Annotated in this window: 29 protein-coding genes; 11 read left to right on the forward strand and 18 right to left on the reverse strand. The window is 62.8% G+C overall.

Annotated elements, in window-relative coordinates; all coding sequences use genetic code 11:
• Window positions 1-66: 66 nt before the first annotated feature.
• The 3 genes from N4Q37_RS09770 to N4Q37_RS09780 form a co-directional block, all read right to left on the reverse strand.
• The gene (locus tag N4Q37_RS09770) at window positions 67-1,662 is read right to left on the reverse strand and encodes a GMC family oxidoreductase (protein WP_260957405.1); all 1,596 of its coding nucleotides are present in this window, start codon (window positions 1,660-1,662) and stop codon (window positions 67-69) included.
• 61 nt (window positions 1,663-1,723) lie between these two features.
• Window positions 1,724-2,269, reverse strand: coding sequence for a twin-arginine translocation pathway signal protein (locus N4Q37_RS09775; protein WP_260957407.1), 546 nt, complete (start codon window positions 2,267-2,269; stop codon window positions 1,724-1,726).
• Between the two features lie 27 nt (window positions 2,270-2,296).
• Window positions 2,297-3,727 carry a coniferyl aldehyde dehydrogenase gene (locus N4Q37_RS09780; RefSeq protein WP_260957408.1) on the reverse strand — a complete coding sequence of 477 codons (1,431 nt, stop codon included), beginning with the start codon at window positions 3,725-3,727 and terminating at the stop codon, window positions 2,297-2,299.
• Between the two features lie 150 nt (window positions 3,728-3,877).
• Between N4Q37_RS09780 and N4Q37_RS09785 the strand changes: the two genes are divergently transcribed.
• Window positions 3,878-4,549: a TetR/AcrR family transcriptional regulator gene (locus N4Q37_RS09785; protein WP_260957410.1), complete on the forward strand. Its 672-nt coding sequence runs from the start codon at window positions 3,878-3,880 to the stop codon at window positions 4,547-4,549.
• Between the two features lie 131 nt (window positions 4,550-4,680).
• On the forward strand, window positions 4,681-5,535 hold the full coding sequence (locus N4Q37_RS09790; RefSeq protein ID WP_260957412.1) for a sulfurtransferase: 855 nt from the start codon (window positions 4,681-4,683) through the stop codon (window positions 5,533-5,535).
• Window positions 5,536-5,582: 47 nt separating this feature from the next.
• On the opposite strand, the gene N4Q37_RS09795 is transcribed toward N4Q37_RS09790, so the two are convergent.
• The 4 genes from N4Q37_RS09795 to N4Q37_RS09810 are packed head-to-tail and all read right to left on the reverse strand — an operon-like array spanning window position 5,583 to window position 10,065.
• Window positions 5,583-6,587 (reverse strand): hydrolase, encoded by a 1,005-nt coding sequence (locus N4Q37_RS09795; protein ID WP_390897917.1) that lies wholly within the window; start codon window positions 6,585-6,587, stop codon window positions 5,583-5,585.
• Window positions 6,588-6,615: 28 nt separating this feature from the next.
• A complete protein-coding gene (gene rsmD, locus N4Q37_RS09800; protein WP_260957414.1) occupies window positions 6,616-7,227 on the reverse strand; it encodes a 16S rRNA (guanine(966)-N(2))-methyltransferase RsmD in 612 nt (203 codons plus the stop codon).
• Window positions 7,227-8,717, reverse strand: a complete 1,491-nt coding sequence (locus tag N4Q37_RS09805) for a M16 family metallopeptidase (protein WP_260957416.1) — start codon at window positions 8,715-8,717, stop codon at window positions 7,227-7,229. Before N4Q37_RS09805 ends, rsmD begins: the two co-directional genes overlap by 1 nt.
• On the reverse strand, window positions 8,710-10,065 hold the full coding sequence (locus tag N4Q37_RS09810) for a M16 family metallopeptidase (RefSeq protein ID WP_260957418.1): 1,356 nt from the start codon (window positions 10,063-10,065) through the stop codon (window positions 8,710-8,712). The genes N4Q37_RS09805 and N4Q37_RS09810 overlap by 8 nt, the downstream gene beginning before the upstream one ends.
• A 344-nt stretch (window positions 10,066-10,409) precedes the next feature.
• On the opposite strand from N4Q37_RS09810, the gene ftsY reads away from it, so the two are divergent.
• From ftsY to rpoH, 4 genes are all read left to right on the forward strand, one after another.
• The gene (ftsY, locus tag N4Q37_RS09815; protein WP_260957420.1) at window positions 10,410-11,807 is read left to right on the forward strand and encodes a signal recognition particle-docking protein FtsY; all 1,398 of its coding nucleotides are present in this window, start codon (window positions 10,410-10,412) and stop codon (window positions 11,805-11,807) included.
• The gene (gene ftsE, locus N4Q37_RS09820) at window positions 11,804-12,475 is read left to right on the forward strand and encodes a cell division ATP-binding protein FtsE (protein WP_053148274.1); all 672 of its coding nucleotides are present in this window, start codon (window positions 11,804-11,806) and stop codon (window positions 12,473-12,475) included. Before ftsY ends, ftsE begins: the two co-directional genes overlap by 4 nt.
• Window positions 12,472-13,494 (forward strand): permease-like cell division protein FtsX, encoded by a 1,023-nt coding sequence (gene ftsX / locus N4Q37_RS09825; protein WP_260957424.1) that lies wholly within the window; start codon window positions 12,472-12,474, stop codon window positions 13,492-13,494. The genes ftsE and ftsX overlap by 4 nt, the downstream gene beginning before the upstream one ends.
• A gap of 112 nt (window positions 13,495-13,606) precedes the next feature.
• Window positions 13,607-14,461, forward strand: coding sequence for an RNA polymerase sigma factor RpoH (gene rpoH, locus N4Q37_RS09830; RefSeq protein ID WP_260957425.1), 855 nt, complete (start codon window positions 13,607-13,609; stop codon window positions 14,459-14,461).
• Window positions 14,462-14,606: 145 nt separating this feature from the next.
• On the opposite strand, the gene mtgA is transcribed toward rpoH, so the two are convergent.
• Window positions 14,607-15,329: a monofunctional biosynthetic peptidoglycan transglycosylase gene (gene mtgA, locus N4Q37_RS09835; RefSeq protein ID WP_260957426.1), complete on the reverse strand. Its 723-nt coding sequence runs from the start codon at window positions 15,327-15,329 to the stop codon at window positions 14,607-14,609.
• Between the two features lie 73 nt (window positions 15,330-15,402).
• Between mtgA and N4Q37_RS09840 the strand changes: the two genes are divergently transcribed.
• From N4Q37_RS09840 to trmB, 4 genes are all read left to right on the forward strand, one after another.
• Window positions 15,403-15,783: a DUF423 domain-containing protein gene (locus N4Q37_RS09840; protein ID WP_260957427.1), complete on the forward strand. Its 381-nt coding sequence runs from the start codon at window positions 15,403-15,405 to the stop codon at window positions 15,781-15,783.
• Between the two features lie 91 nt (window positions 15,784-15,874).
• Window positions 15,875-16,075 (forward strand): sulfur carrier protein ThiS, encoded by a 201-nt coding sequence (gene thiS / locus N4Q37_RS09845; RefSeq protein WP_260957429.1) that lies wholly within the window; start codon window positions 15,875-15,877, stop codon window positions 16,073-16,075.
• A gap of 54 nt (window positions 16,076-16,129) precedes the next feature.
• A complete protein-coding gene (locus N4Q37_RS09850) occupies window positions 16,130-16,924 on the forward strand; it encodes a thiazole synthase (RefSeq protein WP_003177480.1) in 795 nt (264 codons plus the stop codon).
• Between the two features lie 9 nt (window positions 16,925-16,933).
• Complete coding sequence (trmB, locus tag N4Q37_RS09855) at window positions 16,934-17,659, forward strand: tRNA (guanosine(46)-N7)-methyltransferase TrmB (protein WP_260957434.1); 726 nt, start codon at window positions 16,934-16,936, stop codon at window positions 17,657-17,659.
• Window positions 17,660-17,726: 67 nt separating this feature from the next.
• Here the strand turns inward: trmB and N4Q37_RS09860 are convergent, their stop codons facing one another.
• From N4Q37_RS09860 to N4Q37_RS09905, 10 genes are all read right to left on the reverse strand, one after another.
• Entirely contained in the window at window positions 17,727-18,050 is a 324-nt protein-coding gene (locus N4Q37_RS09860; protein WP_053148260.1) for a DUF3392 domain-containing protein, read from the reverse strand.
• Between the two features lie 18 nt (window positions 18,051-18,068).
• On the reverse strand, window positions 18,069-19,268 hold the full coding sequence (hemW, locus tag N4Q37_RS09865; RefSeq protein WP_260957439.1) for a radical SAM family heme chaperone HemW: 1,200 nt from the start codon (window positions 19,266-19,268) through the stop codon (window positions 18,069-18,071).
• Window positions 19,265-19,861 (reverse strand): RdgB/HAM1 family non-canonical purine NTP pyrophosphatase, encoded by a 597-nt coding sequence (gene rdgB / locus N4Q37_RS09870; RefSeq protein WP_260957440.1) that lies wholly within the window; start codon window positions 19,859-19,861, stop codon window positions 19,265-19,267. The genes hemW and rdgB overlap by 4 nt, the downstream gene beginning before the upstream one ends.
• A complete protein-coding gene (locus N4Q37_RS09875; RefSeq protein ID WP_260957442.1) occupies window positions 19,858-20,292 on the reverse strand; it encodes a DUF4426 domain-containing protein in 435 nt (144 codons plus the stop codon). Before N4Q37_RS09875 ends, rdgB begins: the two co-directional genes overlap by 4 nt.
• A gap of 25 nt (window positions 20,293-20,317) precedes the next feature.
• Window positions 20,318-20,938, reverse strand: a complete 621-nt coding sequence (metW, locus tag N4Q37_RS09880) for a methionine biosynthesis protein MetW (protein WP_260957443.1) — start codon at window positions 20,936-20,938, stop codon at window positions 20,318-20,320.
• 7 nt (window positions 20,939-20,945) lie between these two features.
• Window positions 20,946-22,085 carry a homoserine O-succinyltransferase MetX gene (gene metX, locus N4Q37_RS09885; protein ID WP_260957446.1) on the reverse strand — a complete coding sequence of 380 codons (1,140 nt, stop codon included), beginning with the start codon at window positions 22,083-22,085 and terminating at the stop codon, window positions 20,946-20,948.
• Window positions 22,086-22,211: 126 nt separating this feature from the next.
• Window positions 22,212-22,505 (reverse strand): DUF167 domain-containing protein, encoded by a 294-nt coding sequence (locus tag N4Q37_RS09890; protein ID WP_260957448.1) that lies wholly within the window; start codon window positions 22,503-22,505, stop codon window positions 22,212-22,214.
• A 3-nt stretch (window positions 22,506-22,508) separates the two neighbouring features.
• Window positions 22,509-23,099, reverse strand: coding sequence for a YggT family protein (locus N4Q37_RS09895; protein ID WP_260957450.1), 591 nt, complete (start codon window positions 23,097-23,099; stop codon window positions 22,509-22,511).
• Between the two features lie 10 nt (window positions 23,100-23,109).
• The gene (proC, locus tag N4Q37_RS09900) at window positions 23,110-23,928 is read right to left on the reverse strand and encodes a pyrroline-5-carboxylate reductase (protein ID WP_260957452.1); all 819 of its coding nucleotides are present in this window, start codon (window positions 23,926-23,928) and stop codon (window positions 23,110-23,112) included.
• A gap of 38 nt (window positions 23,929-23,966) precedes the next feature.
• On the reverse strand, window positions 23,967-24,647 hold the full coding sequence (locus tag N4Q37_RS09905) for a YggS family pyridoxal phosphate-dependent enzyme (RefSeq protein WP_260957454.1): 681 nt from the start codon (window positions 24,645-24,647) through the stop codon (window positions 23,967-23,969).
• 56 nt (window positions 24,648-24,703) lie between these two features.
• On the opposite strand from N4Q37_RS09905, the gene N4Q37_RS09910 reads away from it, so the two are divergent.
• Window positions 24,704-25,738, forward strand: a complete 1,035-nt coding sequence (locus N4Q37_RS09910) for a type IV pilus twitching motility protein PilT (RefSeq protein WP_260957455.1) — start codon at window positions 24,704-24,706, stop codon at window positions 25,736-25,738.
• Window position 25,739: the final 1 nt, after the last annotated feature.

The raw sequence follows: 25,739 nt of genomic DNA on the forward strand, positions 1-25,739 counted from the left end.
GCTACGGTCGGCCAAGTCGACTGTGGGATAAGGCGGCACTATAGACGCTGCGAATAAACCGGATCCTCATGGGTTTTTCAGGCGTTCGGCCAGGGCGCTCGCCAGTTTCGCCGTCAGCCCGTACACCGATAATTGCGGGTTCGCACCAATGCTCGTGGGAAACAGTGAACCGTCGTGGATCGACAGGTTGCCCAGTTGATGGTGACGACCGAGGCTGTCGGCCACGGCACTTCCGGGGTCTTCACCCATGGCGCAGCCCCCCATCACGTGGGCACTGCCCAGGCGCGTGCGGTACAAGGCCAGGTCCAGGCCGTCGATCAGGTTGCGGGCCTCGGCCAGGCGCTTCACATAGCGCGCATTGCTGTGCAGCGGCATGACCGCCCGGGCGCCGGCGGCGAACTGAATCTCGGCCATGCTGTGGAACGCCCGGCGCAAGCCGTCCCAGGCATAGGGCGAAACCTTGTAGTCGAGTACGGCGGAGCCATCGCTGCGCAATTCGACGGTTCCGCCGGGGCTGTCCGGATGGAAGCCGTCGCGCATCAGCGCCAGCATGGCGTGGGTGTGGGGCAGTCGGGACATGTGCAGAGCGTTCTCGGTGCCGTAGCCGCCCAAGAGCGTGGCGGCGAGGGCCGGGTGCAAGGGCGGGACTTCGAGCTTGTAGGACATTTTGCCCGTGGTTCCGTCCTGCCATTGGAAGTGATCGGAATAGATCGACTGCGGCGCGCCGTAGAACGGGTTGATGACTTCGTCGAACTGCCCGGCGGATATGTTCACCAGATGCAGGAACGTGCGTTTGCCCAGGCGTTCATGCGGGTCCGGTGCAGCGGAGCGCAACAGCAGCCCGGGGCTGTTGATACCGCCGCCGGCCAGCACGTAGTGCCGTGCCTTGACGACGATCCGCCGCCCGGTTGGCGCCACGCAGCGCGCGTCCATGGCCAGGCACTCCAGGCCGACGACGGCGTCGTTCTTGATCGTCAGCCGTTCGGCTCGGGCCAGGTAAAGCAGCGCGCCACCCTTGTCCAGGGCGGCCGGGATGGTGGTGACCAGCATCGACTGCTTGGCGTTGGTCGGGCAGCCCATGCCGCAGTAACCCAGGTTCCAGCAACCGCGGACATTGCGCGGGATGACATGCCAGCTGTAGCCCAGGCGCTCGCAGCCTTTGCGGATCACGTCGTTGTTGGCGTTGGGTGGAATCAGCCACGGCGCCACGCCCAGGCGTTGCTCCATGCGTTCGAACCAGGGGGCCATCTCGGCGGGGCCGTGTCCCTTGACGTTGTGCTCGGCGGCCCAATGCTCGAGCGTTTGCGTGGGCGTGCGGAAGCTGGAGGTCCAGTTGATCAGCGTGGTGCCGCCCACCGCTCGCCCCTGGAGGATGGTGATGGCGCCGTCCTTGCTCATGCGCCCGAGGCCTTCCTGGTACAGGCTGCTGTAGGCCTGGTCTTCAAGGAGCTTGAAGTCGCTGCTGGTCTTGAGCGGACCTTCCTCGATCAGCAATACGTCATAGCCCGCGGCGCTGAGGATTTCGGCGGTGGTGCCACCGCCGGCACCGCTGCCGACGATGGCCACGTCCGTTTCCAAGGTCAGGTCCTGGGTCAGCTCGGCGCCGTTGTAGGTGGTCCAGCCATGGGCCAAGCCTTCGCGGAAGAGATCGGGGACGGGCATGTTCGGGGGCTCTTATTGTTATGAGTTGATAAGGAAGGTCCCGCAGGTTTTGCTTGGGTTTTCAGACTGTTGGAGGCCCCGGATACCCACAATGCGCCCAGGCCTCGGGGCGGCTGTACCAAGCCATCATCACCAGTTGCAGCAATGAGTTGTGGCCTTGGCGCAACAGGTCGAGCGAGCTGTTTTCCCACCGGGCGAGGAACTGGTGAATGTCCTCGGCGCTGGCGCTTTCCCACGAGCCCCAGATGCCTGTCAGCGGTCCACGGGTGACGCCCAGGGTGAGTACGTCGAACAACTGGTGGGTGAGCTTGAGCATGGACGGGGACAGGTGGGCCAGGCCGGTGTCCAGATTTCGCAGGGTCGCGTCGCTGGCGACGGGGATCTGTTCGGCGATTACTGCGCCGTCCAGCATCACCGGGATGATGCTGCGCAGGAACGGCAGGTCGCTGTCGCGCAGGGCCATCAGGCCACTGGCCGGTTGGCTTGGCGAGCAACCGCTGAGGCTGACCCCCACGCCCACGGTGGCCAGGAACAGGCTGCTGCCGAGACTGAATTTCAGCAGGCCGCGCCGTGACAGCGCGGGTGTGTCGGTGAGGCTTGGGTTCATGATGGTGACTACCCGGGAAGACGCGCGTCAGCGGACAAACAGCTTCTGGATCAGCTTCTGCAAAGGTTTGCCGTAGGGCGGATAAATCAGCTTCGCGGCGTTGAAGCGCTGTTTGGCCAAGACGCCCTTGGCCTTGCTGAAGGTCAGGAAACCTTCGTGCCCGTGGTAATGCCCCATGCCCGAGGCGCCGATTCCGCCGAACGGCATGTCGTCCTGGGCGACGTGCAGCAGTGTGTCGTTCAGGCAGACACCACCGGAATGGGTTTCGTGGAGCACGCGCTGCTGTTCCGCCTTGTTGTAGCCAAAGTAGTAAAGCGCCAGTGGACGGGGTCGCCGGTTGATATAGGCAAAGGCCTGGTCCAGGTTTTCGTAGGGCACGATAGGCAGCAGCGGACCAAAGATTTCATCCTGCATGACGGTCATCTCGTCGCTGACGTTGAGCAGCACGCTGTGGGCCATGCGGCGGTCCTGGCCTTGTTCGAACAGCTCGATCAGCAACGCGCCCTTGCTGGTGGCGTCGCTGATATAGCCATTGAGTCGCGCCAACTGACGGTCGTTGATGATGGCGGTGTAGTCCGGGTTGTCCGCCAGGGTCGGATAAAACCGGCGAACCGCCTCGCGATAGGCTTCGACGAATTCAGCGACGCGGTTCTGTGGCACCAGCACGTAGTCCGGTGCCACGCAGGTTTGCCCGGCGTTCAGGGTCTTGCCGAAGGCGATACGTTCGGCGGCGTCCCTGGCAGGCACATCGACGGACACGATGGCGGGCGATTTTCCACCCAGTTCGAGGGTTACCGGGGTCAGGTTTTCAGCGGCGGCGCGCATCACGTGCTTGCCGATACTGGTGGCGCCGGTGAACAGCAGGTGATCGAAGGGCAGTCTGGAAAAGGCCATGCCGACCTCCGCCTCGCCCAGCACCACGCAGACCAGATCCTGGGGAAACACCCGGGCCAGCAGTTGCTTGAGCAGCAACCCGGTGGCCGGGGTCGCTTCGCTGAGCTTGAGCATCACTCGGTTGCCGGCCGACAGTGCTCCCACCAGCGGGCCGATAGCCAAGAACAGCGGATAGTTCCACGGCACGATGATGCCAACCACGCCCAGTGGCTGGTACACCACCTTGGCCGACGCCGGCTGGAAGGCCAGGCCCACCTTGCGTCGGGAAGGTTTCATCCAGCCTGTTAGGTGCCGGCGGGCGTAATGGATGCCATGCAGGCTGGGCATCAATTCGGCCAGCAGGGTTTCGTCGGCGCTGCGATGGCTGAAATCCTGGCGGATGGCGTCGATCAGGGCCTGGCGTTCGTTACTCAGCACCTCCTGCAATGCCTTGAGCCATTGTCGGCGTTGTTCGGCCGCAGGCATCGGATGGGCGGTGTAGGCTTGGCGCTGGGCTTCGAAGAGCGCGCGCAGTTCGCCCGGTTGCAGTTGAGATTCATGCAGGTAAGCGACGTCGGCAGGCATTGTCGGCCCCGGATTATTATTGGAGTGGGTGCTTTTTAGAGCTATAACTCTAAAAAGTCAAATGACATCCGTAAAGGGCTTTGGGGTTGTGCTACGACCGATAGGTCGTAAGATGCCTTTCAATGCCTTCGACGAATTAAAGTCCAAATCATGGCCACACGAATAAAAACCAGCGAGCGCATCGTGCAGAACAGCCTGGAGCTGTTCAACCAGCAGGGCGAGCGCAGCGTCAGTACCAACCACATTGCCGCTCATATGGACATGTCGCCGGGCAACCTCTATTACCACTTCCCTAACAAGCAAGCGATCATCGCCGTGCTGTTCAGTGAATACGAGAACCTGGTGGACAGCTTCCTGCGGCCTCCCCAGGGGCGTGCGGCCACGGTGGAAGACAAGCGTTTCTATTTGCAGGAGTTGTTGGCCGCGATGTGGCGCTACCGCTTCCTGCACCGGGACCTGGAACATCTGCTCGACAGCGATCCGGACCTGGCCGCGCGCTACCGGCGGTTTTCCCAGCGCAGCCTGATCCATGGCACCGCAATCTACGAGGGGTTCGTCGCCGCCGGCATCCTGAAGATGGACCGCGTGCAGATCGAGTCCCTGACGCTCAACGCCTGGATCATCCTCACCTCGTGGGTGCGGTTCCTGTGCACCACGCGGGAGAACTTCAGCCACCTGAGCGAACAGGCCATCAAGCGGGGCGTGTACCAGGTGTTGGTGCTGGAAGCCGGTTTCGTGACCGACCAGGCCCGCGAAGCGGTGGATGCGCTGTGCAAGGAGTTTTATGTACCACTGGCCCAGACCCTGGAGGATGGGCAGTAGGCCTAGGCGCTGTCTGAAAAGCCTTGATACTCGGTGATGCTGCGTTAAAAACCGCCTCACCTTCGTCTCAAGACTTTTCAAACAGAGCCTGGGATTGGACTTTCGATTTTCGCCAAAGGAGCTAGCCCACCATGCCGATTGCGCAACTCATCAGCCCCCAAGCCCTCGAACAGAGACGATCCCAACCCGGGTTGGTGATCCTCGATTGTCGCTTTGCCCTGGAGGACCCGGATTATGGCCAGCGCAGTTATGCCGAGGGCCACATTGCGGGTGCGTCGTTCGCGGACCTTGAACGTGACCTGAGCGGGCCGGTGACCAAGGGTGTGACCGGGCGTCATCCGCTGCCCGAGCCCGGGGCTTTGATAGCGCGCCTCCAGTCCTGGGGTATCGACAACGACAGCGAGATCGTGCTCTACGACGATGGCCCCGGCGCCTACGCCGCGCGGGCCTGGTGGCTACTGGCCTGGCTGGGTAAGCGCGAGGGTGTGTTCATCCTCGACGGCGGACTCAAGGCCTGGCACGCCGCCGGCTTGCCTTTGAGTCTCGATCCCCCTGCTGGCCGTCGGGGGACATTCAGCGGCGCGCCGGACGCTACCCTGCTGCTCGACGCACAAGCGCTGCAACGACGCCTGGGTCAATCGGACATGACCTTGCTGGACGCCCGCGCGCTGCCGCGTTTCAAGGGTGAAGTCGAGCCGATTGACCCCATAGCTGGGCACATACCGGGGGCGCAATGCGCCGCATTCACCGACAACCTGGGCGGTGACGGGCGCTTCCTGCCGGCCGACCAGCTCAAGCAGCGCTTCGCCGAAAAACTGGGTGCACGCTCACCCACCGATCTGGTGGCCTATTGCGGCTCCGGCGTGACGGCGTGCCATAACCTCTTTGCCTTGTGCCTGGCCGGGTATCCCCTGGGGAAACTGTACGCCGGGTCGTGGAGTGAATGGATCAACGATCCCCGGCGGGGCGTGGCGACGGGGGAATAAGCTGTAGGGGTAGGCTTGCCCCATAGGGGTTATTCCGTCGGAGGGTTCTACGCTCGGCCATGGCCCAGGCTGGCCAACCAATGGGGAATCCGCCGCTCCAGGTAATACCCCGGACGCCGCAAGGAGCCTTCGACGAAACCCACATGCCCACCTCGTGCATGGAGTTCGAATCGGGTAGAGGCGGATAACTCGCCGGGTTCGGGCAGGCTGTGGGGAAATACGAAAGGGTCGTCGGCAGCCTGGATGACCAGCGTCGGCGTACTGATTCCACCCAGGAAATATCGACTGGAGGCGCGACGGTAATAGTCCGCCGCGTCCGAAAAACCGTGCAGAGGAGCCGTTACCCGGCCGTCGAAGTCCCAGAAGGTCCGCATGTTCTCCAAGGGGCCCAGTGCGGTGAGGGTTTGCAGCCCTTCGTGGCGCCCATCGTGCTGGAACTTGCGCTGCTTGTTGCGCACGTAGGTCACCAACGAGCGCATGAAATGCGCCTGGTAGAACCTGGAGAAGCCCTGGCCGATGCGGTCTGCGCACTGGTCGAGGCGAAACGGCACCGAAACGGCCACCGCGCCTTGCAGCTGGCTGTTGTGGCCGGTCTCTCCCAGGTGCTTGAGCAGCACGTTGCCGCCCAGTGAATAACCCACTGCAAACAAGGGGGCCAAGGGCCGGCAGGCCCGCAGATGAGCGATGGTGGCTGCCAGGTCCTCGCTGACGCCTGAGTGATAGCTGCGCGGCAGCAGGTTCGGCTCGCCCGAGCAGCCGCGCCAGTTCAACGCGACACTGGCCCAGCCCCGGTTGCCGAGGGCTTGTTGCAGACCCGCCACATACGGCGAGTTGGATGAGCCGGTCAGCCCGTGAAGCACCAATACCACCGGGGCCTTGACGTTGTGAGGGCCGTGCCAGTCGAGGTCGAGGAAATCCCCGTCATCCAGCCACAGCCGCTCGCGCTCGCGCTCGATGGGTGTGGTTTTGCGCCATAGGGGGCCCCACAAGGTTTGCAAGTGTGGATTGCCAAGGCCCAGGGCGGGGACGAAATGTTCAGGGACGGCAGGCACAATCACTCTCGATGCAAGGGGCGGCCGTTTAGTCCATGTCCTTTGTCAAACGCTGCCACAACGCGTAATACACCCGTCCGGACTTCTGCTCGCGATGCAGGCGCCAATTTCCCGGCAAGCCCAATGTGGACGGGGCGGTCTCGCTTTCAGTGTAGACCCAGGCATCCTCGGCCAGCCAATACCGCTCCTCGAGTAACGTGCACACCGTCGGCAACAGATTCTGATTGAAGGGCGGGTCGAGGAACACCAGGTCGAAGGGGGTCGCCGGCTGGCTGTCGAGGTAGCGCAGCGCGTCGGCGGTCTGCACCTGGCCGACGGTGCAGCGCAGCGTGCCCAGGTGTTCTTTCAGGCTGGAGACCGCCAGGCTGCTGGCGTCCAGCGCCTGGCCCATGGCGGCGCCACGTGACAGCGCCTCGAGAAACAGCGCGCCGCTGCCGGCGAACGGGTCGAGCACCCGGGCACCTGCCACGTAGGGCGCCAGCCAGTTGAACAGGGTCTCGCGGACCCGGTCCGGGGTGGGGCGCAGACCGGGGGCGTCGGGGAAGCTCAGGCGTCGACTGCGCCATTCACCACCAATGATGCGCAACTGGTTCACGCCATTGTGAGTGGGTTTCTTGCTGGAATTCGATGGACGGGCCATTAATGCTCCGGGACTCCGAGCGGTTGCTCGGCAGGTTTGTCAGAAGGGGCCGGCAGCGGTTTCTGCGCAACGGTCGGGCCGGCGGTGACGATGACCATTTTGTCCGTGCTCAAATGTTTGTTCAGGGCAGCCTTGACCTGCTCCACGGTCAGCGTCTGGGACTGGCGCATGAAATCCTCCAGGTAGCTCAGCGGCAAGTCATAGAACCCCATGGCTCCGAGCTGGCCGACGATATCGGCGTTGCTGGCGGTGGACAGGGGAAAGCTGCCGGCCAGCTCACGCTTGGCGTCGTCGAGTTCTTTCTGGGTAGGACCATCCCTGAGGTAGTCGGCGAACACGTCCTGCACCAGTTTCAAGGTGCCTTCGCTCATCTCGGCACGGGTTTGCAGGTTGATCATGAAGGGACCGCGGGCCTGCATCGGCGTGAAGCCGGAGTATACGCCGTAGGTCAGGCCACGCTTTTCCCTGACCTCGGACATCAGCCGCGTGCCGAAACCGCCGCCGCCCAAGATCTGGTTGCCCAGGGATACGGCGGCGTAATCCGGGTCGTCCCGGTCGATACCCAGTTGGGCCAGCAGCAGGTTGGTCTGCTTGGACGGGAATTCGATATGGCTGACGCTCGGGCTCGGCTCCACCGGCGCCGGGGTCTTTGCCAGTGCGGGACCTTTGGGGAGCGCTGCAGATACCTGACCGGCAATCGCTTCGGCCTCGGCGCGGGACAAGTCGCCCACCAATGCAATCACCGCGTTGCTGGCGGTGTAGGCCTTGGCGTGGAAGGCTCGCAATTGAGCCAGTGTAATCGGCGGGATGCTTTCGGCGGTGCCGTCGCTGGAGTGGGCATACGGATGGTCGCCGTACAGGCGCTTCATCAATTCCAGGCCCGCCAGCTTGCCGGGGTTCTGCTTCTGATATTCGAAGCCCGCCAGCATCTGGTTCTTGATGCGGGCGAAGGAGTCGGCCGGGAAGGTCGGTTTACCGACGACGTCGGCGAACAACTTCAAGGCCGGCTCACGCTTGTCCACTGCGCTGAGGCTGCGCAGCGAGGCCAGGGCCATGTCCCGCAACGCACCGTTGCCAAAGTCTGCGCCGAGGCTCTCGAACCCTTGGGCGATGGCGCTGACGTCCTTGCCCGCCACGCCTTCGTTGAGCATCGCGTTGGTCAGCAGCGCCAGGCCCGGCGTGCCACCGTCCTGGCTGCTGCCGGCGGCGAAGGTCAGGCGCAGGTCGAACATCGGCAGCTCACGGGCTTCTACAAACAGCACCTTGGCGCCGTCGGCGGTTTTCCAGGTCTGTACGTCAAGCTGGCGGTGGCTGGGGGCCTTGTCGTCCAGTTCGGCCAGTGATTGCAGTTTGTTGCCGGATTTGGCCTTGTCCAGGGCCTGGCTGGCCGTCACGCCCGTGGTGGGCGCCAGGTAGAACGCCAAGGATCCGGCCAGGGCCAGGACGGCCACGCCGATCAATACCAGGCGCGGTGATTTACGCTCACTCATGAGCCTTTTCCTCGGGCAGGATGTGGGCAACGCTCAGGCGCGAGCGGGTGAAATACAGCTGGGCTGCCTTCTGGATGTCTTGCGGGGTCACGCTTTGCAGGTCGGCGAGCTCGGTGTCCATCAGCTTCCAGGACAAGCCGACGGTTTCCAACTGGCCGATAGCCGTGGCCTGGCTGGTGATCGAATCGCGTTCGTACACCAGGCCGGCGATGACCTGGGCGCGCACACGTTCCAGCTCTTCGGCGGTGGGGGCGGTGCTCTTCAACTGGTCGAGCAGGCGCCACAGGCCGGCTTCGGCCTGCGCCATGGTTTTGTTTTTCTGGGTATTGGGTGCGGCCGACAACGTGAACAACGAATCGCCACGGGTGTAGGCGTCGTAGCTCGACGAACCGCCCGACACCAGTTCTTCGCCGCGCTCCAGCTGGGTCGGGATCCGACCGCTGTAGCCGCCGTCCAACAAGGCCGAGATCAGCCGCAGGGCATTGACCAGGCGCTTGTCCGTTGCCGTGGCGATGCTGGGCACGTTGAAGGCCAGCATCAGGCTCGGCAACTGTGTCTGCACATGCAAGGTGATCTGGCGTTCACCCGGCTCGGCCAGTTCCAGTGGGATCTTCGCCGAAGGCACGTCACGCCGGGCAATGGGGCCGAAATAACGTTGGGCCAGGGTCTTGACCTCGTCCGGTGTCACGTCGCCGACCACCACCAGGGTCGCGTTGTTCGGCACGTACCAGGATTCGTACCAGTGACGCAGCTCCGTTACCGTCATCCGGTCCAGGTCGGCCATCCAGCCGATGGTCGGGGTGTGGTAGCCGCTGGCCGGGTAGGCCATGGCCTTGAAACGCTCGAAGGCCTTGGACATCGGCTTGTCGTCGGTGCGCAGGCGGCGCTCTTCCTTGATCACTTCGATCTCGCGGCTAAACTCCTCCGGCGGCAGGCGCAGGCTGGCCATGCGGTCGGCTTCCAATTCGAAGGCCACGCCCAGGCGGTCCCGGGCCAGTACCTGGTAATAGGCGGTGAAATCGTCGCTGGTGAAGGCATTTTCTTCGGCGCCCAGGTCGCGCAGGATCAACGATGCCTCGCCGGGGCCGACTTTCTCGCTGCCCTTGAACATCATGTGTTCCAGGGCATGGGACAACCCGGTCTGGCCAGGCGTCTCGTAACTGGAGCCGACCTTGTACCAGACCTGGGAGACCACCACTGGGGCCCGATGGTCCTCGCGCACCACGACCTTCAGGCCGTTGTCGAGGATGAATTCATGGGTGGGTTGTGGGTCGGCAGCCAGGACTGAAAACGGCAGGCAGACTGTGCTGAGCAGCAGGCCTGCGGCGCGGCGGGCAAGGGCATTCATTCGTGTTTAAACCTGTTGGGCTGCCCGCTAGGTCTTAGCGTCGGCGGGCGAGAGGGTGCTAGGATAACGGTCCGTTTTACTGGCGGCCACGCCTATCGGGCCTTTTATCGGCCTGGGGTTGTCCGGGTTTTTCGCAGAAGCAGCGGGTTTGCTCGTTGATCCCTGCGTTTTCGCCGATGATGCCGTGCCAGTCCTGAGTAAAAAACGACCGCGGGGTGTCCAGGGGACATTTCGACAATCTGTTGCGCGTGAACAAGCTGGATGAAACGCAGTCTGTTCAGCATCGAATTTTTTATCACCGAGGCGCCCCGTGGCGCGTCGCTACCGTGAGATAGCCGTCCTCCATGTTTGGTTCCAACGACGACAAGAAGACCCCAGCTGCGGCTGGCGAGAAAAAAGGCCTGTTCGGATGGCTGCGCAAGAAGCCGCAGGAAACCGTCGTCGAACAGCCACAACCGACGCCTGAGCCCGCCGCCGAACAGCCGGTCGAAGAGGCGGCGCCCATCGTCTTGCCGTTGGCCGAGCCGGTGCTGCAACCGGTCGAGCCGGAGCCTGTCGTCGAGCCGCTGGCTGAACAGCATCCGCCCCGGCCCGCCGAACCTGCTGCCTGGCTGACCCTGCCGGTGGCGGAAGAACCGGTGGCGCTGGTTGAAGACGCCCAGGCCCCACACATCACCCCGCCGATTCCGCCCCTGGTGCAACCTGTCGCGGCGATGCCTGTGGAGCCGATTGTCGAGGCTCCGGTGCAAGCCAGCGCACCGGCGGCGCCTGCGCCGGTCGTCGAGCCAGAGCCCGCGGCGGAGCAAAGCAAGCTCGGCTTCTTCGCCCGACTCAAGCAAGGCCTGTCCAAGACCAGCGCCAGTATTGGCGAAGGCATGGCCAGCCTGTTCCTGGGCAAGAAAGTCATCGATGACGAATTGCTGGACGATCTCGAAACCCGCCTGCTGACTGCGGATGTCGGTGTGGAGGCCACCTCGGTGATCATCCAGAGCCTGACGCAGAAAGTGGCACGCAAGCAGCTGACCGATGCCGATGCGCTGTACAAGTCCCTGCAAGGTGAGCTGACCAACATGCTCAAGCCGGTGGAACAGCCGCTGGTGATCACCTCGCAGAACAAACCGTTCGTGATCCTGGTGGTGGGCGTCAATGGCGCCGGCAAGACCACCACCATCGGCAAGCTGGCCAAGAAGCTGCAGTTGGAGGGCAAGAAGGTCATGCTCGCCGCTGGCGACACCTTCCGCGCCGCGGCGGTCGAACAATTGCAAGTGTGGGGCGAGCGCAACAGGATCCCGGTGATCGCCCAGCACACCGGCGCCGACTCTGCCTCGGTGATCTTCGATGCCGTCCAGGCCGCCAAGGCCCGTGGCATCGATGTGCTGATCGCCGACACGGCCGGTCGCCTGCACACCAAAGACAACCTGATGGAAGAGTTGAAGAAGGTCCGCCGGGTGATTGGCAAGCTCGACGTCGACGCGCCCCACGAGGTGTTGTTGGTGTTGGACGCCGGCACCGGCCAGAACGCTATCAACCAGGCCAAGCAGTTCAACCAGACCGTCGAACTGACCGGCCTGGCGCTGACCAAGCTCGACGGCACGGCCAAGGGCGGGGTGATTTTCGCCCTGGCCAAGCAATTCGGCCTGCCGATCCGCTACATCGGCGTGGGCGAGAGCATCGACGATTTGCGCACCTTTGAAGCCGAGCCTTTTGTCCAGGCTCTGTTCGCCGAGCGGGAGCACTCATGATTCGTTTCGAACAGGTCGGTAAACGCTATCCGAACGGTCACGTCGGCCTGCATGAGCTGAGCTTTCGGGTCCGTCGGGGCGAATTTCTGTTTGTCACCGGCCATTCCGGCGCCGGTAAAAGCACCTTGCTGCGCCTGTTGCTGGCGATGGAGCGGCCCACCAGCGGCAAGTTGCTGCTGGCCGGCCAGGACCTGAGCACCATCAGCAACGCCCAGATCCCGTTCCTGCGACGGCAGATCGGCGTGGTGTTCCAGAATCATCAGTTGCTGTTCGACCGCACCGTGTTCAACAACGTGGCGTTGCCATTGCAGATCCTTGGCTTGTCCAAGGCCGAGATCAGCAAGCGCGTGGATTCGGCCCTGGAGCGCGTGGCCCTGTCGGACAAGGCCGAGCTGTACCCGGGTGACTTGTCCACCGGCCAACAACAGCGGGTCGGCATCGCCCGCGCCATTGTCCACCGTCCGGCCTTGCTGCTGGCGGACGAACCCACCGGTAACCTCGACCCGCGTCTGGCGGCGGAAATCATGGGCGTATTCGAAGACATCAACCGTTTGGGCACCAGCGTGCTGATCGCCAGTCACGACCTGGCGTTGATCGCTCGCATGCGTCACCGCATGCTCACCTTGCAGCGCGGTCGCTTGATCGGTGACGGGGAGGCTGGCGTATGAGCGCAACCCGCAGTCCGAAAGTGGCCGAGCGTGTGGCTCCGAAGGCCTCCGACCCGCAGCCGCAAAAGAAAAAGCGCGATGACGACGATGGCCCGGACTTCGCCACGCTGCTCAGCGCCTGGATCGAAAGCCACCGCGCCAGCCTGCTCGACAGTCTGCGGCGCCTGGGCAAGCAACCCATTGGCAGTTTCTTTACCTGCATGGTGATGGCCGTGGCGCTGAGCTTGCCCATGGGGCTGTCATTACTGCTGAGTAATGTCGAGCGCCTGGGGGGATCCTGGCAGCGCGCGGCACAGATTTCCCTGTACCTGCAACTGGAGGCGACGCCGGGCGAAGGCCAGGCTTTGCGCGGGCAGATCAAGGTCATGCCAGGGGTGGCCGATGCCGAATACATCGGCCGTGACCAGGCGCTGGAGGAGTTCCAGCAGCAATCCGGCCTGGGCGAAGCCCTGCGGGAGTTGCCGGAAAACCCCCTGCCGGGCGTGGTGCTGGTGACGCCGAAGGAGGTCGATAAGCCAACTCTTGAAGCATTAAGACAAAGACTTTCCGAATTGCCGAAGGTGCAACAGGCGCAACTTGATCTAGTCTGGGTCGAGCGTCTTGCGGCGATACTCAAGCTCGGCGACCGGTTTGTCTTCGGCCTGACGGTGCTCCTGGTGTCTGCATTACTTTTGGTGATAGGCAATACCATTCGTCTTCATATTGAAAACCGCCGCACCGAGATAGAAGTGATTAAACTCGTCGGCGGCACGGACAGTTATGTACGCAGGCCCTTCCTTTATATGGGCGCGCTGTATGGCTTCGGCGCCGGGATCCTGTCCTGGGGTGTATTGGCGTTCGGCCTGGACTGGCTGAACGATGCGGTAGTGGGGTTGGCTGGTTTGTACGGCAGCGATTTCTCGCTGGCCGGTGTGCCAGTCGCCGACGGTCTGTCGCTCTTGCTTGGCGCGGTGCTGTTGGGTTATATCGGTGCATGGATTGCGGTAGCACGCCACCTGCGGGAGCTTGCACCAAAATAGTTTTTTTTGCGCGTATTGACCTTTCGGTTTTTGTGGGAACTTGCCTTGCGGTTCCCGGTCAATTTTCGCAGTGCTGAACTGCACGAGTTATGTGAGTCGGAGGTTTTTTCGTATGACCACTTCTTTGCAACCTGCTTATGCCTTGGTCCCGGGTGCGAACCTGGAGGCCTATGTGCACACGGTGAACAGCATTCCATTGCTGACGCCTGAGCAGGAGCGTGAACTGGCCGAGAGTCTCTACTATGAGCAGGATCTTGAGGCGGCTCGGCGGATGGTGCTCGCCCACCTGCGTTTTGTCGTACATATCGCCCGTAGCTATTCCGGCTACGGGCTGGCCCAGGCCGACCTGATCCAGGAAGGCAACGTAGGCCTGATGAAGGCGGTCAAGCGTTTCAACCCGGAAATGGGTGTGCGCCTGGTGTCGTTTGCGGTGCACTGGATCAAGGCGGAAATCCACGAGTTCATCCTGCGCAACTGGCGCATCGTGAAAGTCGCGACCACCAAGGCCCAGCGCAAGCTGTTCTTCAACCTGCGCGGCCAGAAGAAGCGTTTGGCCTGGTTGAACAACGAGGAAGTCCATCGCGTGGCGGAAAGCCTGGGGGTGGAACCTCGGGAAGTGCGTGAGATGGAAAGCCGCCTGACCGGCCAGGACATGGCCTTCGACCCGGCTGCCGAAGCGGACGACGACAGCGCTTTCCAGTCACCAGCCAATTACCTGGAAGACCACCGGTACGACCCGGCGCGTCAACTGGAGGATGCGGACTGGAGCGATAACTCCAACAGCAGCTTGCACGAAGCCTTGGAAGTGCTGGACGAACGTAGCCGCGACATCCTCTACCAGCGTTGGTTGGCTGAGGAAAAAGCCACGCTGCACGACCTGGCGCAGAAGTACAACGTATCGGCCGAGCGGATTCGCCAGCTTGAGAAGAGTGCGATGAACAAGCTCAAGATGTCGATCGCCGCCTGACGGTGGTAGCCACATGAAAAACGCCCCGATCAGTGATGATCGGGGCGTTTTTGTTCGTGTCCGATGTTCAAGTCCACGCGGCTCCTGTGGGAGCAAAGCTGAACTCCCACAGGCTCGCTCCCATAAGGGAACTGAGGTGTTGCGGTTACTGCGCCCAGGGCGCTCGGCGGGCGTTGTTGAGGCCCAGCAGATAACTGTCGCCGCCCAATTGACTCATCTGCTGGCGAATCCAGCTCGCGCGCCGCAGCACATACGGGCTTGGCCGACTGGCGCTCCACGCGCGCGGGTTGGGCAGTACGGCCGCCAGCAGGCTGGCCTGCTGGCGGGACAAGGCGCTGGCGCCTATCCGGAAATGATGTCGCGCTGCCGCTTCGGCGCCGAACACTCCGTCATCCCACTCGACGCTGTTGAGGTACACCTCGAGGATCCGCTGCTTGGGCCAGAACACTTCTATCAACGCGGTGAACCAGGCTTCCAGGCCCTTGCGCAGCCAACTGCGGCCCGACCACAGGAACAGGTTCTTGGACACTTGCTGGCTGAGGGTGCTGGCGCCGCGAATCGAGCCGCCGCGCCCGTTGTGAGCAAACGCGGCCTGGATGGCACTGATATCGAATCCCCAATGTTCGGGGAATTTCTGGTCCTCGCCGGCAATCACCGCCACCTTGAGGTTGTCGGAGATCTGGTCCCAGGGCTGCCAGGTACGTTGCAGGTCAATCGGCTCGCCGCTGAACCACGATTCAACCTTGCGCTCGATCATCAGCGCCGTGAACGGTGGGGGGACTACGCGAAACAACAGCACCAGCGCAACGCTGCCAATGGCGAACCATAGCAGTGCCTTGAGGAGTCGTGGAAACAATGTACGCAGCATAGAGATAGCTTGGCCGAACCGGTCGAGCGGGCCATTATACAGACCCTGCCGACCGAGTCTGACTGGAGTTCTCATGCTGCGTAGCTTTCTGATGCTGGCTGCTTTTTTTGGCTTCACTGGCGTGGCGCTGGGAGCGTTCGCCGCCCATGGCCTGAAAAACCGCCTGAGCGCCGATTACCTGGCGATTTTCCACACTGGCGTTACCTACCAACTGGTGCACACTCTGGCATTGCTGGGCGTCGCGCTGCTGGCCACGCACATCCCCGGCCGCATTGTCACCTGGGCCGGAATCTCATTCGTGATCGGTATCCTGTTGTTCTCCGGCAGCCTTTACCTGCTCACCCTGACCGGCATCAGCAAACTCGGCATCATCACCCCGTTTGGTGGCATGGCGTTCCTGATCGGCTGGCTCTGCCTGGGGCTCGCCGCCTGGCGCCTGCAAGTTGCCGCTTGAAGCTTGCAGCTTGTAGCTGACCAAGGGACTTGGGTCACCCAGACTGATCGGGCTAGAATGCCAGCCCCTAAAAATGATGGCGGCATCCGGCATGCGCATTCAATTGAACGGCGAACCCTTTGAACTGCCCGACGGTGAAACCGTTGCGGCCCTGCTGACCCGTCTGGAATTGACCGGACGCCGCGTCGCGGTGGAGCTCAATCTGGATATCGTCCCGCGCAGCCAGCACGCCGACACCGCGTTGAACGACGGCGATTCGGTCGAAGTGGTCCACGCCATCGGTGGCGGCTAGTCGCCTCGGTTTCACAGCATTTCGCAAGAACCTCACCCCTACAGAGGATTTCCCATGAGCATCGTTCGTAGCGACAAGCCTTTCGTCCTGGCCGGTCGTACCTACCAGTCGCGCTTGCTGGTTGGTACCGGCAAATACCGCGACATGGAAGAAACCCGCCTGGCCATCGAGGCTTCGGGCGCGGAAATCGTGACCGTCGCGGTACGCCGGACCAATATCGGCCAGAACCCGGGCGAACCGAACCTGCTGGATATCCTGCCGCCGGATCGCTACACCATCTTGCCGAACACCGCAGGCTGCTTCGACGCCATCGAGGCCGTGCGCACCTGCCGCCTCGCCCGCGAGCTACTCGACGGCCACAACCTGGTGAAGCTGGAAGTGCTGGCCGACCAGAAGACCCTGTTTCCCAACGTGATCGAAACCCTCAAGGCTGCCGAAACCCTGGTCAAGGAAGGTTTCGACGTGATGGTGTACACCAGCGACGACCCGATCATTGCTCGTCAGTTGGCGGAAATCGGCTGCATCGCGGTCATGCCGCTGGCTGGCCTGATCGGTACTGGCCTGGGGATCTGCAACCCGTACAACCTGCAGATCATCCTTGAAGAAGCCAAGATCCCGGTGCTGGTGGATGCCGGTGTCGGTACCGCCTCCGACGCCACCATCGCCATGGAGCTGGGTTGCGAAGCGGTGTTGATGAACTCTGCCATCGCCCATGCCCAGCAGCCGATCCTGATGGCCGAAGCCATGAAACACGCCATCGTGGCGGGTCGCCTGGCTTACCTGGCCGGGCGCATGCCGAAAAAACTTTACGCCAGCGCCTCCTCGCCGCTGGATGGTCTGATCAAGTAAGAGCCATTGATGACTGAATCGAACGACACGCCTGTCTTGCCAGAAGAAGGTGAAGAGCGCCAACACCGGCGCATCAAGAGTTTCGTGATGCGCGCCGGGCGTATGACTGAAGGCCAGCAACGCGGCCTGGAACAGGGCGCGCCGCGGTTCGTGCTGCCCCTGGCCGATGCGCCGGTGGATTTTGACCAGGTGTTTGGCCGCTCGGCTCCGCGCTCGCTGGAAATCGGCTTCGGCATGGGCCACTCGCTGCTGGAGATGGCCGCTGCCGCGCCGGAGCAGGATTTCATCGGTGTGGAAGTGCACCGTCCCGGCGTAGGTGCGTTGCTCAACGGCGTGCTGACCCAAGGGCTGACCAACCTGCGGGTCTATGATTGCGACGCCATCGAAGTGCTCAACCGCTGTGTGGCCGACAACAGCCTCGACCGGCTGATGTTGTTCTTCCCGGACCCTTGGCACAAAAGCCGTCACCACAAGCGCCGTATCGTCCAGGCGTCGTTCGCCGAGCTGGTGCGTAGCAAGTTGAAGGTCGGCGGTGTGCTGCACATGGCCACCGACTGGGAACCCTACGCCGAATACATGCTGGAAGTGATGAACGCCGCCCCGGGCTATCGCAACCTGGCCGAGGACGGCAAATGCGTCCCACGCCCGGCCGAACGGCCGATCACCAAGTTCGAACGCCGTGGCGAACGGCTTGGTCATGGGGTGTGGGATTTGAAGTTCGAGAAGTTGTCTTAAGCATTACTCAATAAAAACAGTGGGAGCAAAGCTTGCTCCCACTGTTTTTTTTGGGTTGTGCCCGGGATCAGCGCCGATCCGCCACCACCCCAATCAGCACCAACACCACCAGTAGCACTGGCGCCAGGCTGTAGTTGTTGAACTGGCTCAGCCCCCGCACCACCCATGGCGTGGCATAGATCAGCGCGGCACCGCTGCCGATCATGCACAGCAGGGCGATCAACGGGACGCGCAAGGCACCGGCGATGCTGCCCAGGCGCTGTTCGATCCAGCCCTTGATGTCGGCGCCAAACAGCACCAACAGGCAACCGACCAGGGCCAGGGAGATTTCCGACAGGTTACTGCGGCTCCAGCGGGACACGGTGGCGAGCAGGTCGAGTACCAGATCCATTCGATTTCCTTGTGTTGATCAGCTCAGAAAATTCTGCAGCAGGTCGTTGAGAAACAGTTGCCCGCGTTCGGTGGCCACCAGGCGTGACGGTTCGACCTGCAACAACCCGCTTTGTTCGGCTTCGCGCCGGCCTTCGGCGAGGCTTTGCAGGGGCAGTCCCGTGCGCTCGGGGTAGAGCCGCGCCTCCACGCCTTCGGTCAGGCGCAGGGCGTTCATCAGGAACTCGAACGGCAGTTCTTCGTTGGCCAGGGTTTTCTCACCGGCCAGGAAGCGTTTGGCCGGGTTGAGGTAGTCCTTGGGCAGGCGCGTCTTCCAGGTGCGCACGATGCGCCCGTCCGGATGGCTGAGCTTGCCGTGGGCGCCGGCGCCGATGCCGATGAAATCACCGAAGCTCCAGTAATTGAGGTTGTGCCGCGCCGCCCGACCGGGTTGGGCGTAGGCCGAGACTTCGTATTGAACGTAGCCATGCTCGGCCAGCAGCGCTTGCCCCGCTTCCTGGATGTCCCACAGGGTGTCGTCTTCTGGCAAGGTCGGTGGCTGGTTCCAGAACACCGTGTTCGGCTCCAGCGTCAGCTGGTACCAGGACAGGTGGGTCGGTTTCAGCGCGATGGCCTGGCGCAGGTCGCTCAGGGCGTCGTCCAGGGACTGGTCGGGCAGGCCATGCATCAGGTCCAGGTTGAAGTTATCGAACCCGGCCTGGCGGGCCATGCCGGCAGCGCGCACCGCCTCATCGCCGTTGTGGATCCGCCCCAGGGCCTCAAGCTTGGCCTGCTGGAAGCTCTGGACGCCGATGGACAGGCGATTGATGCCCAAGGCGCGGTAAGCGACGAATTTCTCTTGCTCGAAGGTGCCGGGGTTGGCTTCCAGGGTGATCTCGATGTCCTGGGTGAACGGGATCCTTGCCTCGACCCCTTTGAGTAACCGGTCCAAGGCCTGGGCGCTGAACAGGCTCGGGGTGCCACCGCCGAAGAAGATCGAACTCAATGGCCGGCCATGGACCGCGTGCAGATCCTGGTCGAGGTCGGCCAGCAGGGCGTCGACGTATTCCTCTTCCGGCAATTGCGGGCTGGCCGCGTGGGAGTTGAAGTCGCAATACGGGCATTTGCGCACGCACCACGGAATGTGGATGTACAACGCCAGGGGCGGCAGTACCGGCAGCGGCGCCCGGGGCGTTTGCGCACCGCCGTGAATCAGCGGTGCGGGGCTGTCATCGGTCATTGCAGGCCCAGGCGTTGACGCAGCAGGGCCATGGCGCGGGCGCGGTGGCTCAGCTGGTTTTTTTCCACCGGGCCCAGTTCGGCGCTGGAGCAATTGCGCTCCGGCACCCAGAACAGCGGGTCGTAGCCAAAGCCGTGCTCGCCGCTGGCTTCGGTGAGGATGCGCCCGTGCCACAAGCCTTCGCACAGGATCGGCAGCGGATCGTCGGCGTGACGGACCAGGGCCAGGACGCACACGAACTGCGCGTCGCGTTCGGTTTCTGGTACGTCCTTGAGCACTTCGAGCAACTTGGCGTTGTTGGCCGCATCACCCTTGCCGTCGGCGTAGCGGGCCGAATAGATGCCCGGCGCGCCGCCAAGGAAATCCACCGCCAGGCCCGAATCGTCGGCCAGCGCCGGCAGGCCGGAGATGCGCGCGGCGTTGCGGGCCTTGAGGATGGCGTTCTCGACAAACGACAGGCCGGTTTCTTCAGGTTCCACCTGGCTGAACTCGCCGATCGAGCGCAACTGCACCGATCCGCCGAGCATGGCCTGGAGTTCCTTGAGTTTGCCGGCGTTGTGGCTGGCCAGTACGAGTTGGGTGAAGTTCATCATTCGCCGGGGAACAGTTCCTGGTTGAAGTTGATGGTGTTGATCTTGCCGTCCGTCTGCACCTTGATTTCAAAAGTGCGGGTTTCCTGCTGTTCCACCGGGTACTGGGCGATGTAGTAGATCGCGCCTTGCTCGGTCACCTGCTTGAATTTCAACGGGACGCTCTGGCTGGTGAGGTCCTTGACCGTGCCGCTGACCTGGGCGATCAACGGTTTGCCAGCCTTGAGCACCGAGATGTTGATCACGCCCTGGTGCTTGCTGCGGGTCAACTCGGCCGCCTTGGCGATGTCCGGCGTCAGGAATGTGGAGTTGAAGGTGTTGTAGTGCACGGTGATGTCGCCGAACACTTCCTTGCGCTCGCCTTTGATGGCATCGGCGGCGATGGCGCCCACGCTGAGGCAGGCGGTGATGAGAAACAATGCTAGACGTTTCATGTCGTGCTCCTGGTTCGGCCGGGCTTCATACCGCGACCTGGTGATCGGCAAGGCCTGGGCTGCTGACCCGATAAATGCCTATTTCACCTAACAGATTAGGCCATAGCTTGCTCGCCCACCCATGACGGTGTTGCTGGTCCACCGCCAGGCGGTCGATGACCGTGGCTTTACGTTCGCGGCACAGTTCTTCGAAATCCTCGAAGGTGCAGAAGTGGATGTTCGGTGTGTTGTACCAGGTGTAGGGCAGGAACTCCGACACCGGCATGCGTCCCTTGCTCGCCAGGTACCAGCGGCAGCGCCAGTGGCCGAAGTTGGGGAACGTGATGATGCACTGGCGCCCGACCCGCAGCATTTCGTCGAGGATCTTGTCCGGGTAATGCACGGCTTGCAGGGCCTGGGTCATGACCACGATGTCGAAGCTGTTGCTGGCGAAGTTGCCCAGGCCCTTGTCCAGGTCCTGCTCGATGACGTTGATGCCCTTGGCGACGCACTCGGCAATGTTGTCCGGGTCGTTTTCCAGGCCGTAGCCGGTGACTTGCTTGTTGTCCCGCAACCAGGTCAGCAGTTCGCCGTCGCCGCAGCCCAGGTCGAGCACGCGGCTGCCGGCGGGGATCCATTCCTGGATGATTTCCAGATCGGCTCTCATGGCGTCCTCACAGCGTTATACGGTTCATGTAGTTGCCGAACGCCTGCAAATAACGCGGGATCGGGATCAAGAAGGCGTCGTGGCCCTGGGGGGCGTCGATCTCCAGGTAGCAGACGTCCTTGCGCGCGGCCATCAGCGCGTCCACCAATTCCCGGGAGCGCGCCGGGGAGAAACGCCAGTCGGTGGTGAACGACATCACACAGAACTTGGCGGTGGCATTTTCGAAGGTTTTTGCCAGGTTATCGTTGAAATTCGCTGCTGGATCGAAGTAGTCCAGCGCCTTGGTCATCAACAGGTAGGTGTTGGCGTCGAAACGCCCGGAGAACTCCTCGCCCTGATAGCGCAGGTAGCTTTCCACCTGGAATTCGACGCTGTGGAAGTCGTAGTTGAGCTTTTCGCTCTTGAGTCCGCGGCCGAATTTCTCGCCCATGGAGTCGTCGGACAGGTAGGTAATGTGCCCGACCATCCGCGCCAGCATCAGGCCGCGCTTGGGGATCACGCCGTGCTCCTGGAACGAACCGCCATGAAATTCCGGGTCGGTGAGAATCGCCTGGCGCGCCACCTCGTTGAAGGCGATGTTCTGCGCCGACAGCTTGGGCGCCGAGGCGATGGCCAGGCAGTGACGCACGCGGTCCGGGTAGGTGATGGTCCATTGCAGCGCCTGCATGCCCCCGAGACTGCCGCCGATCACCGCGGCCCACTGGCCGATCCCGAGGCGGTCGGCCAGGCGCGCCTGGCTGTGGACCCAGTCTTCCACGGTCAGCACCGGGAACTCAGCGCCGAAAGGCTTGCCGGTATCCGGGTTGATGCTGCTCGGGCCGGTGGAACCGTTGCAACCGCCGAGGTTGTTCAGGCTGACCACGAAGAACTTGCGGGTATCGATGGGCTTGCCCGGGCCGATGCAACTGTCCCACCAGCCGGGCTTGCGGTCGTCGACGCTGTGATAGCCGGCGGCGTGGTGATGCCCGGACAAGGCGTGGCAAATCAGCACGGCATTGCTCGCCGTGGCATTGAGGGTGCCGTAGGTTTCGTAGATCAGGTCATAGGCTGGCAACGAACGACCGCAGGCCAGGGCCAGGGGCTCGCTGAAATGCGCCATTTGCGGCGTCACCAGACCAACGGAATCGGCGGGAAAGGCAGCTGGCATCGACCCTGCTCTCGTTGAAATGAGGCGTAAGTCTAAAGACCGCTGTGGCGGGCGGCAAGCAATGGGCGGAGCTGATTGTTCGCCGCTTTACCTGTGGCGAGGGAGCAGGCTCCCCCGCCACAGGTATCAGGCGGGCCCGGACAGCCCCGGCAACGCCGGCAGCTTCTTCGGCGAGCTGATCCGCACCCGCTTCTGCCGGTTCAACTCGCCGCTGAGCAGGCTGACCTGGCTCTTGGACACGCCGAACGTCTTGGCCAGGAACGCCATCAGGTAGGCGTTGGCCTTGCCCTCGACCGGCGGGGCGGTGAGGCGGATTTTCAGGCGATCGCCGTGCAGCCCGGCGAAGTCGTCGCTGCGGGCTGCCGGTTGCAGGTGGCATTCCAGGATCAGGTCGTCACCGTCCCAACGGAAGTAACTCATGGGTCAGATCAGCACGCGCAGGATTTCCGGCATCATGGTCATCGCCGCCAGGTTGTTGATCACCAGCATGTCGATCAGCTTGAGCACCATGAACGCCAGGATCGGCGAGATGTCCAGGCCGCCGAGGTTCGGCAGGAGGCGGCGGAACGGTGCCAGGGCCGGTTCGCAGATCTGGTTCACCAGTTCCGCTCCCGGGTTATGGCTACCCGGCGCGACCCACGAGAGGATCACGCTGATGATCAGGGCGAAGAAGAAAATCTTCATGAACAGCGCGGTTACGCCGATGACCGACCAGATCAGCAGTTGCAGCGGGTTGCCGGTGGTGCCGTAGGTCAGCAACAGGGTCAGGGCCATCAAGGCCATTTGCACCAGGATGGCCAGCAGCAGCGAGGACATGTCCAGGCCGAACAGGCTCGGGATGATCCGGCGCAGGGGCTTGAGCAGCGGTTGGGTGGCCTTGACGACGAACTGGCACAGCGGGTTGTAGAAGTTGGCGCGCACCAGTTGCAGCACGAAGCGCATCAGCACGATCAGCAGGTACAGGCTGCCGAGGGTTTGCAGCACGTAGACCGCTGCGGTGTTCAATCCGATCATGGGTGGCTCCTTATTGGCCCAGTTGTTCGGCCATTTCGGCCGAGCGGTGCGCGGCGGCACCCAGTGCTTTCTCCACCAGGGCTTCGAAGCCGCCGGCCTGGAACGATTTGATGGCCGCTTCGGTGGTCCCGGCCGGCGAGGTCACGCGACGGCGTAATTCGGCGGCGTCGACGTCGCTTGCGACGGCCATGTGGGCAGCGCCGAGGGCGGTCTGAAGGGTCAGTTGTGCGGCGGTTTCCCGAGGCAGGCCAAGTTTCTCGCCGGCGGCGGTCATGGCTTCGATCAGCAGGAAGAAATACGCCGGGCCCGAGCCGGAGACGGCGGTGACCGCATCCAGTTGCTGCTCGTTCTCCAGCCACAACGCCAGGCCCACGGCCGACAGCAGTTCTTCGGCCTGCTGGCGTTGCGCGGCGCTGACCTGTGCGGTGGCGAACAGGCCGCTGACGCCCTGGCGCAACAGGGCCGGGGTGTTGGGCATGCAGCGCACGATCGGTTGCTCGCCGAGCCAGTTGTTCATGCTGGCGCAGGTGATGCCGGCGGCAATCGACACCACCAGTTGATGGGGCTTGAGGCTGGGCCGCAGGGCCTCGCACACGGTTTTCATCGCTTGCGGCTTGACCGCCAGCACGACGACGTCCACGCCGTCGATGGCCTGGGCGTTGTCGGCGAAGGTTTCAATGCCGTGTTCGGCGCTGACGCGCGCGCGGGTGGCGTCGCCCGGATCGCTGGCGCGGATCTGCGCGGCGTCCAGGCCCTTGGCCCGCAGGCCACCGATCAGGCTGGCGGCCATGTTGCCGGCGCCAATAAAGGCAATACGCGTGTTGCTCATGACAGGTCCTTGATTAGAGAGTAGGTCGGCATGACTGGCTAGCTGTAGTCGCGCGCACCGAACAGCGCGGTACCGATGCGCACCCAGGTGGCGCCTTGGGCAATGGCTGATTCGAGGTCATGGCTCATGCCCATGGAAAGTGTGTCCAATGGCAGGTCCAGGCTGGCTTGCAGGCGTTGCACGGCCGCGAAGGCGGCGTCCTGGGCGGCACGGTCTTCGGTGGGTTCGGGAATCGCCATCAGGCCGCGCAATTTCAAGCGTGGCAAGGCGCTGATGGCTTCGGCCAGGGCCGGCAGGTCGGCTGGCGTGCAACCGGATTTACTGGCCTCACCGCTGACGTTGACCTGGATACAGATGTTCAACGGCGGCAGCTCGGCGGGGCGCTGCTCGGACAGGCGTTGGGCAATTTTCAAGCGATCCACGGAGTGCACCCAATCGAAATGTTCGGCGATGGCACGGGTCTTGTTCGACTGGATGGGGCCGATGAAGTGCCAGATCAAGGGCAGGTCGGTCAGTTCCGCCTGCTTGCCCAGTGCTTCTTGCAGGTAATTCTCGCCAAAGTCCCGCAGGCCGGCGGCATAGGCTTCGCGCAAGGCCGGGGCGGGCTTGGTCTTGCTCACGGCCAGCAGGTGGACGCTGTGTCCGGCGCGTTGGGCGGCCAGCTCGGCTGCATGGATGCGCGATCTAACCTGAGAAATGTTGTCTGCTATCGTGGACATAAAGAAGCGCCGGCGGGTCTGAGGTTCGCGGCATTCTACTGGAATTGGGGAGCGCTATGGATATCACTGAGTTGCTGGCGTTCAGCGCCAAACAGGGGGCGTCGGACCTGCACCTGTCTGCCGGGCTGCCGCCGATGATCCGCGTCGATGGCGATGTCCGGCGCATCAACCTGCCGGCACTGGATCACAAGCAAGTCCATGAGCTGATCTACGACATCATGAATGATCGGCAGCGAATGGATTACGAAAAGTTTCTGGAGACCGATTTTTCCTTCGACGTGCCGGGTGTCGCCCGGTTCCGGGTCAACGCCTTCAACCAGAATCGCGGCGCGGGGGCGGTATTTCGTACCATTCCGTCGAAAGTCCTGACCATGGAAGACCTGGGGATGAGCGATGTGTTTCGCAAAGTGACCGAGGCGCCTCGCGGGCTGGTACTGGTGACGGGGCCGACGGGGTCAGGCAAGTCCACCACCCTGGCGGCGATGATCGATTACCTCAACAGCCACAAGCATCACCACATCCTTACCATCGAAGATCCGATCGAGTTCGTGCATGAACCGCGCAAATGCCTGATCAATCAGCGCGAAGTGCACCGCGACACCCAGGGTTTTTCCACGGCCCTGCGTTCGGCGCTGCGCGAAGACCCGGACGTGATCCTGGTGGGGGAAATGCGCGACCTCGAAACCATCCGCCTGGCGCTGACCGCCGCCGAAACCGGGCATTTGGTGTTCGGCACGTTGCACACGACCTCGGCGGCCAAGACCATCGATCGGGTGGTGGATGTGTTCCCGGGGGATGAGAAGTCCATGGTTCGCTCGATGCTGTCGGAGTCGTTGCAGGCGGTGATTTCCCAGACGTTGATCAAGAAAATTGGCGGCGGCCGGGTGGCTGCTCATGAAATCATGCTGGGCACCTCGGCCATCCGTAACCTGATCCGCGAAGACAAGGTGGCGCAGATGTATTCGGCGATCCAGACCGGCGGTTCGCTGGGCATGCAGACCCTGGACATGTGCCTGAAGGATTTGGTGAACAAAGGGCTGATCAGCCGCGAACATGCGCGGGAGCGGGCGCGTACGCCGGATAACTTCTGAG

It is taken from the genome of Pseudomonas citri (assembly GCF_025336485.1).
Taxonomy (GTDB): domain Bacteria; phylum Pseudomonadota; class Gammaproteobacteria; order Pseudomonadales; family Pseudomonadaceae; genus Aquipseudomonas; species Aquipseudomonas citri.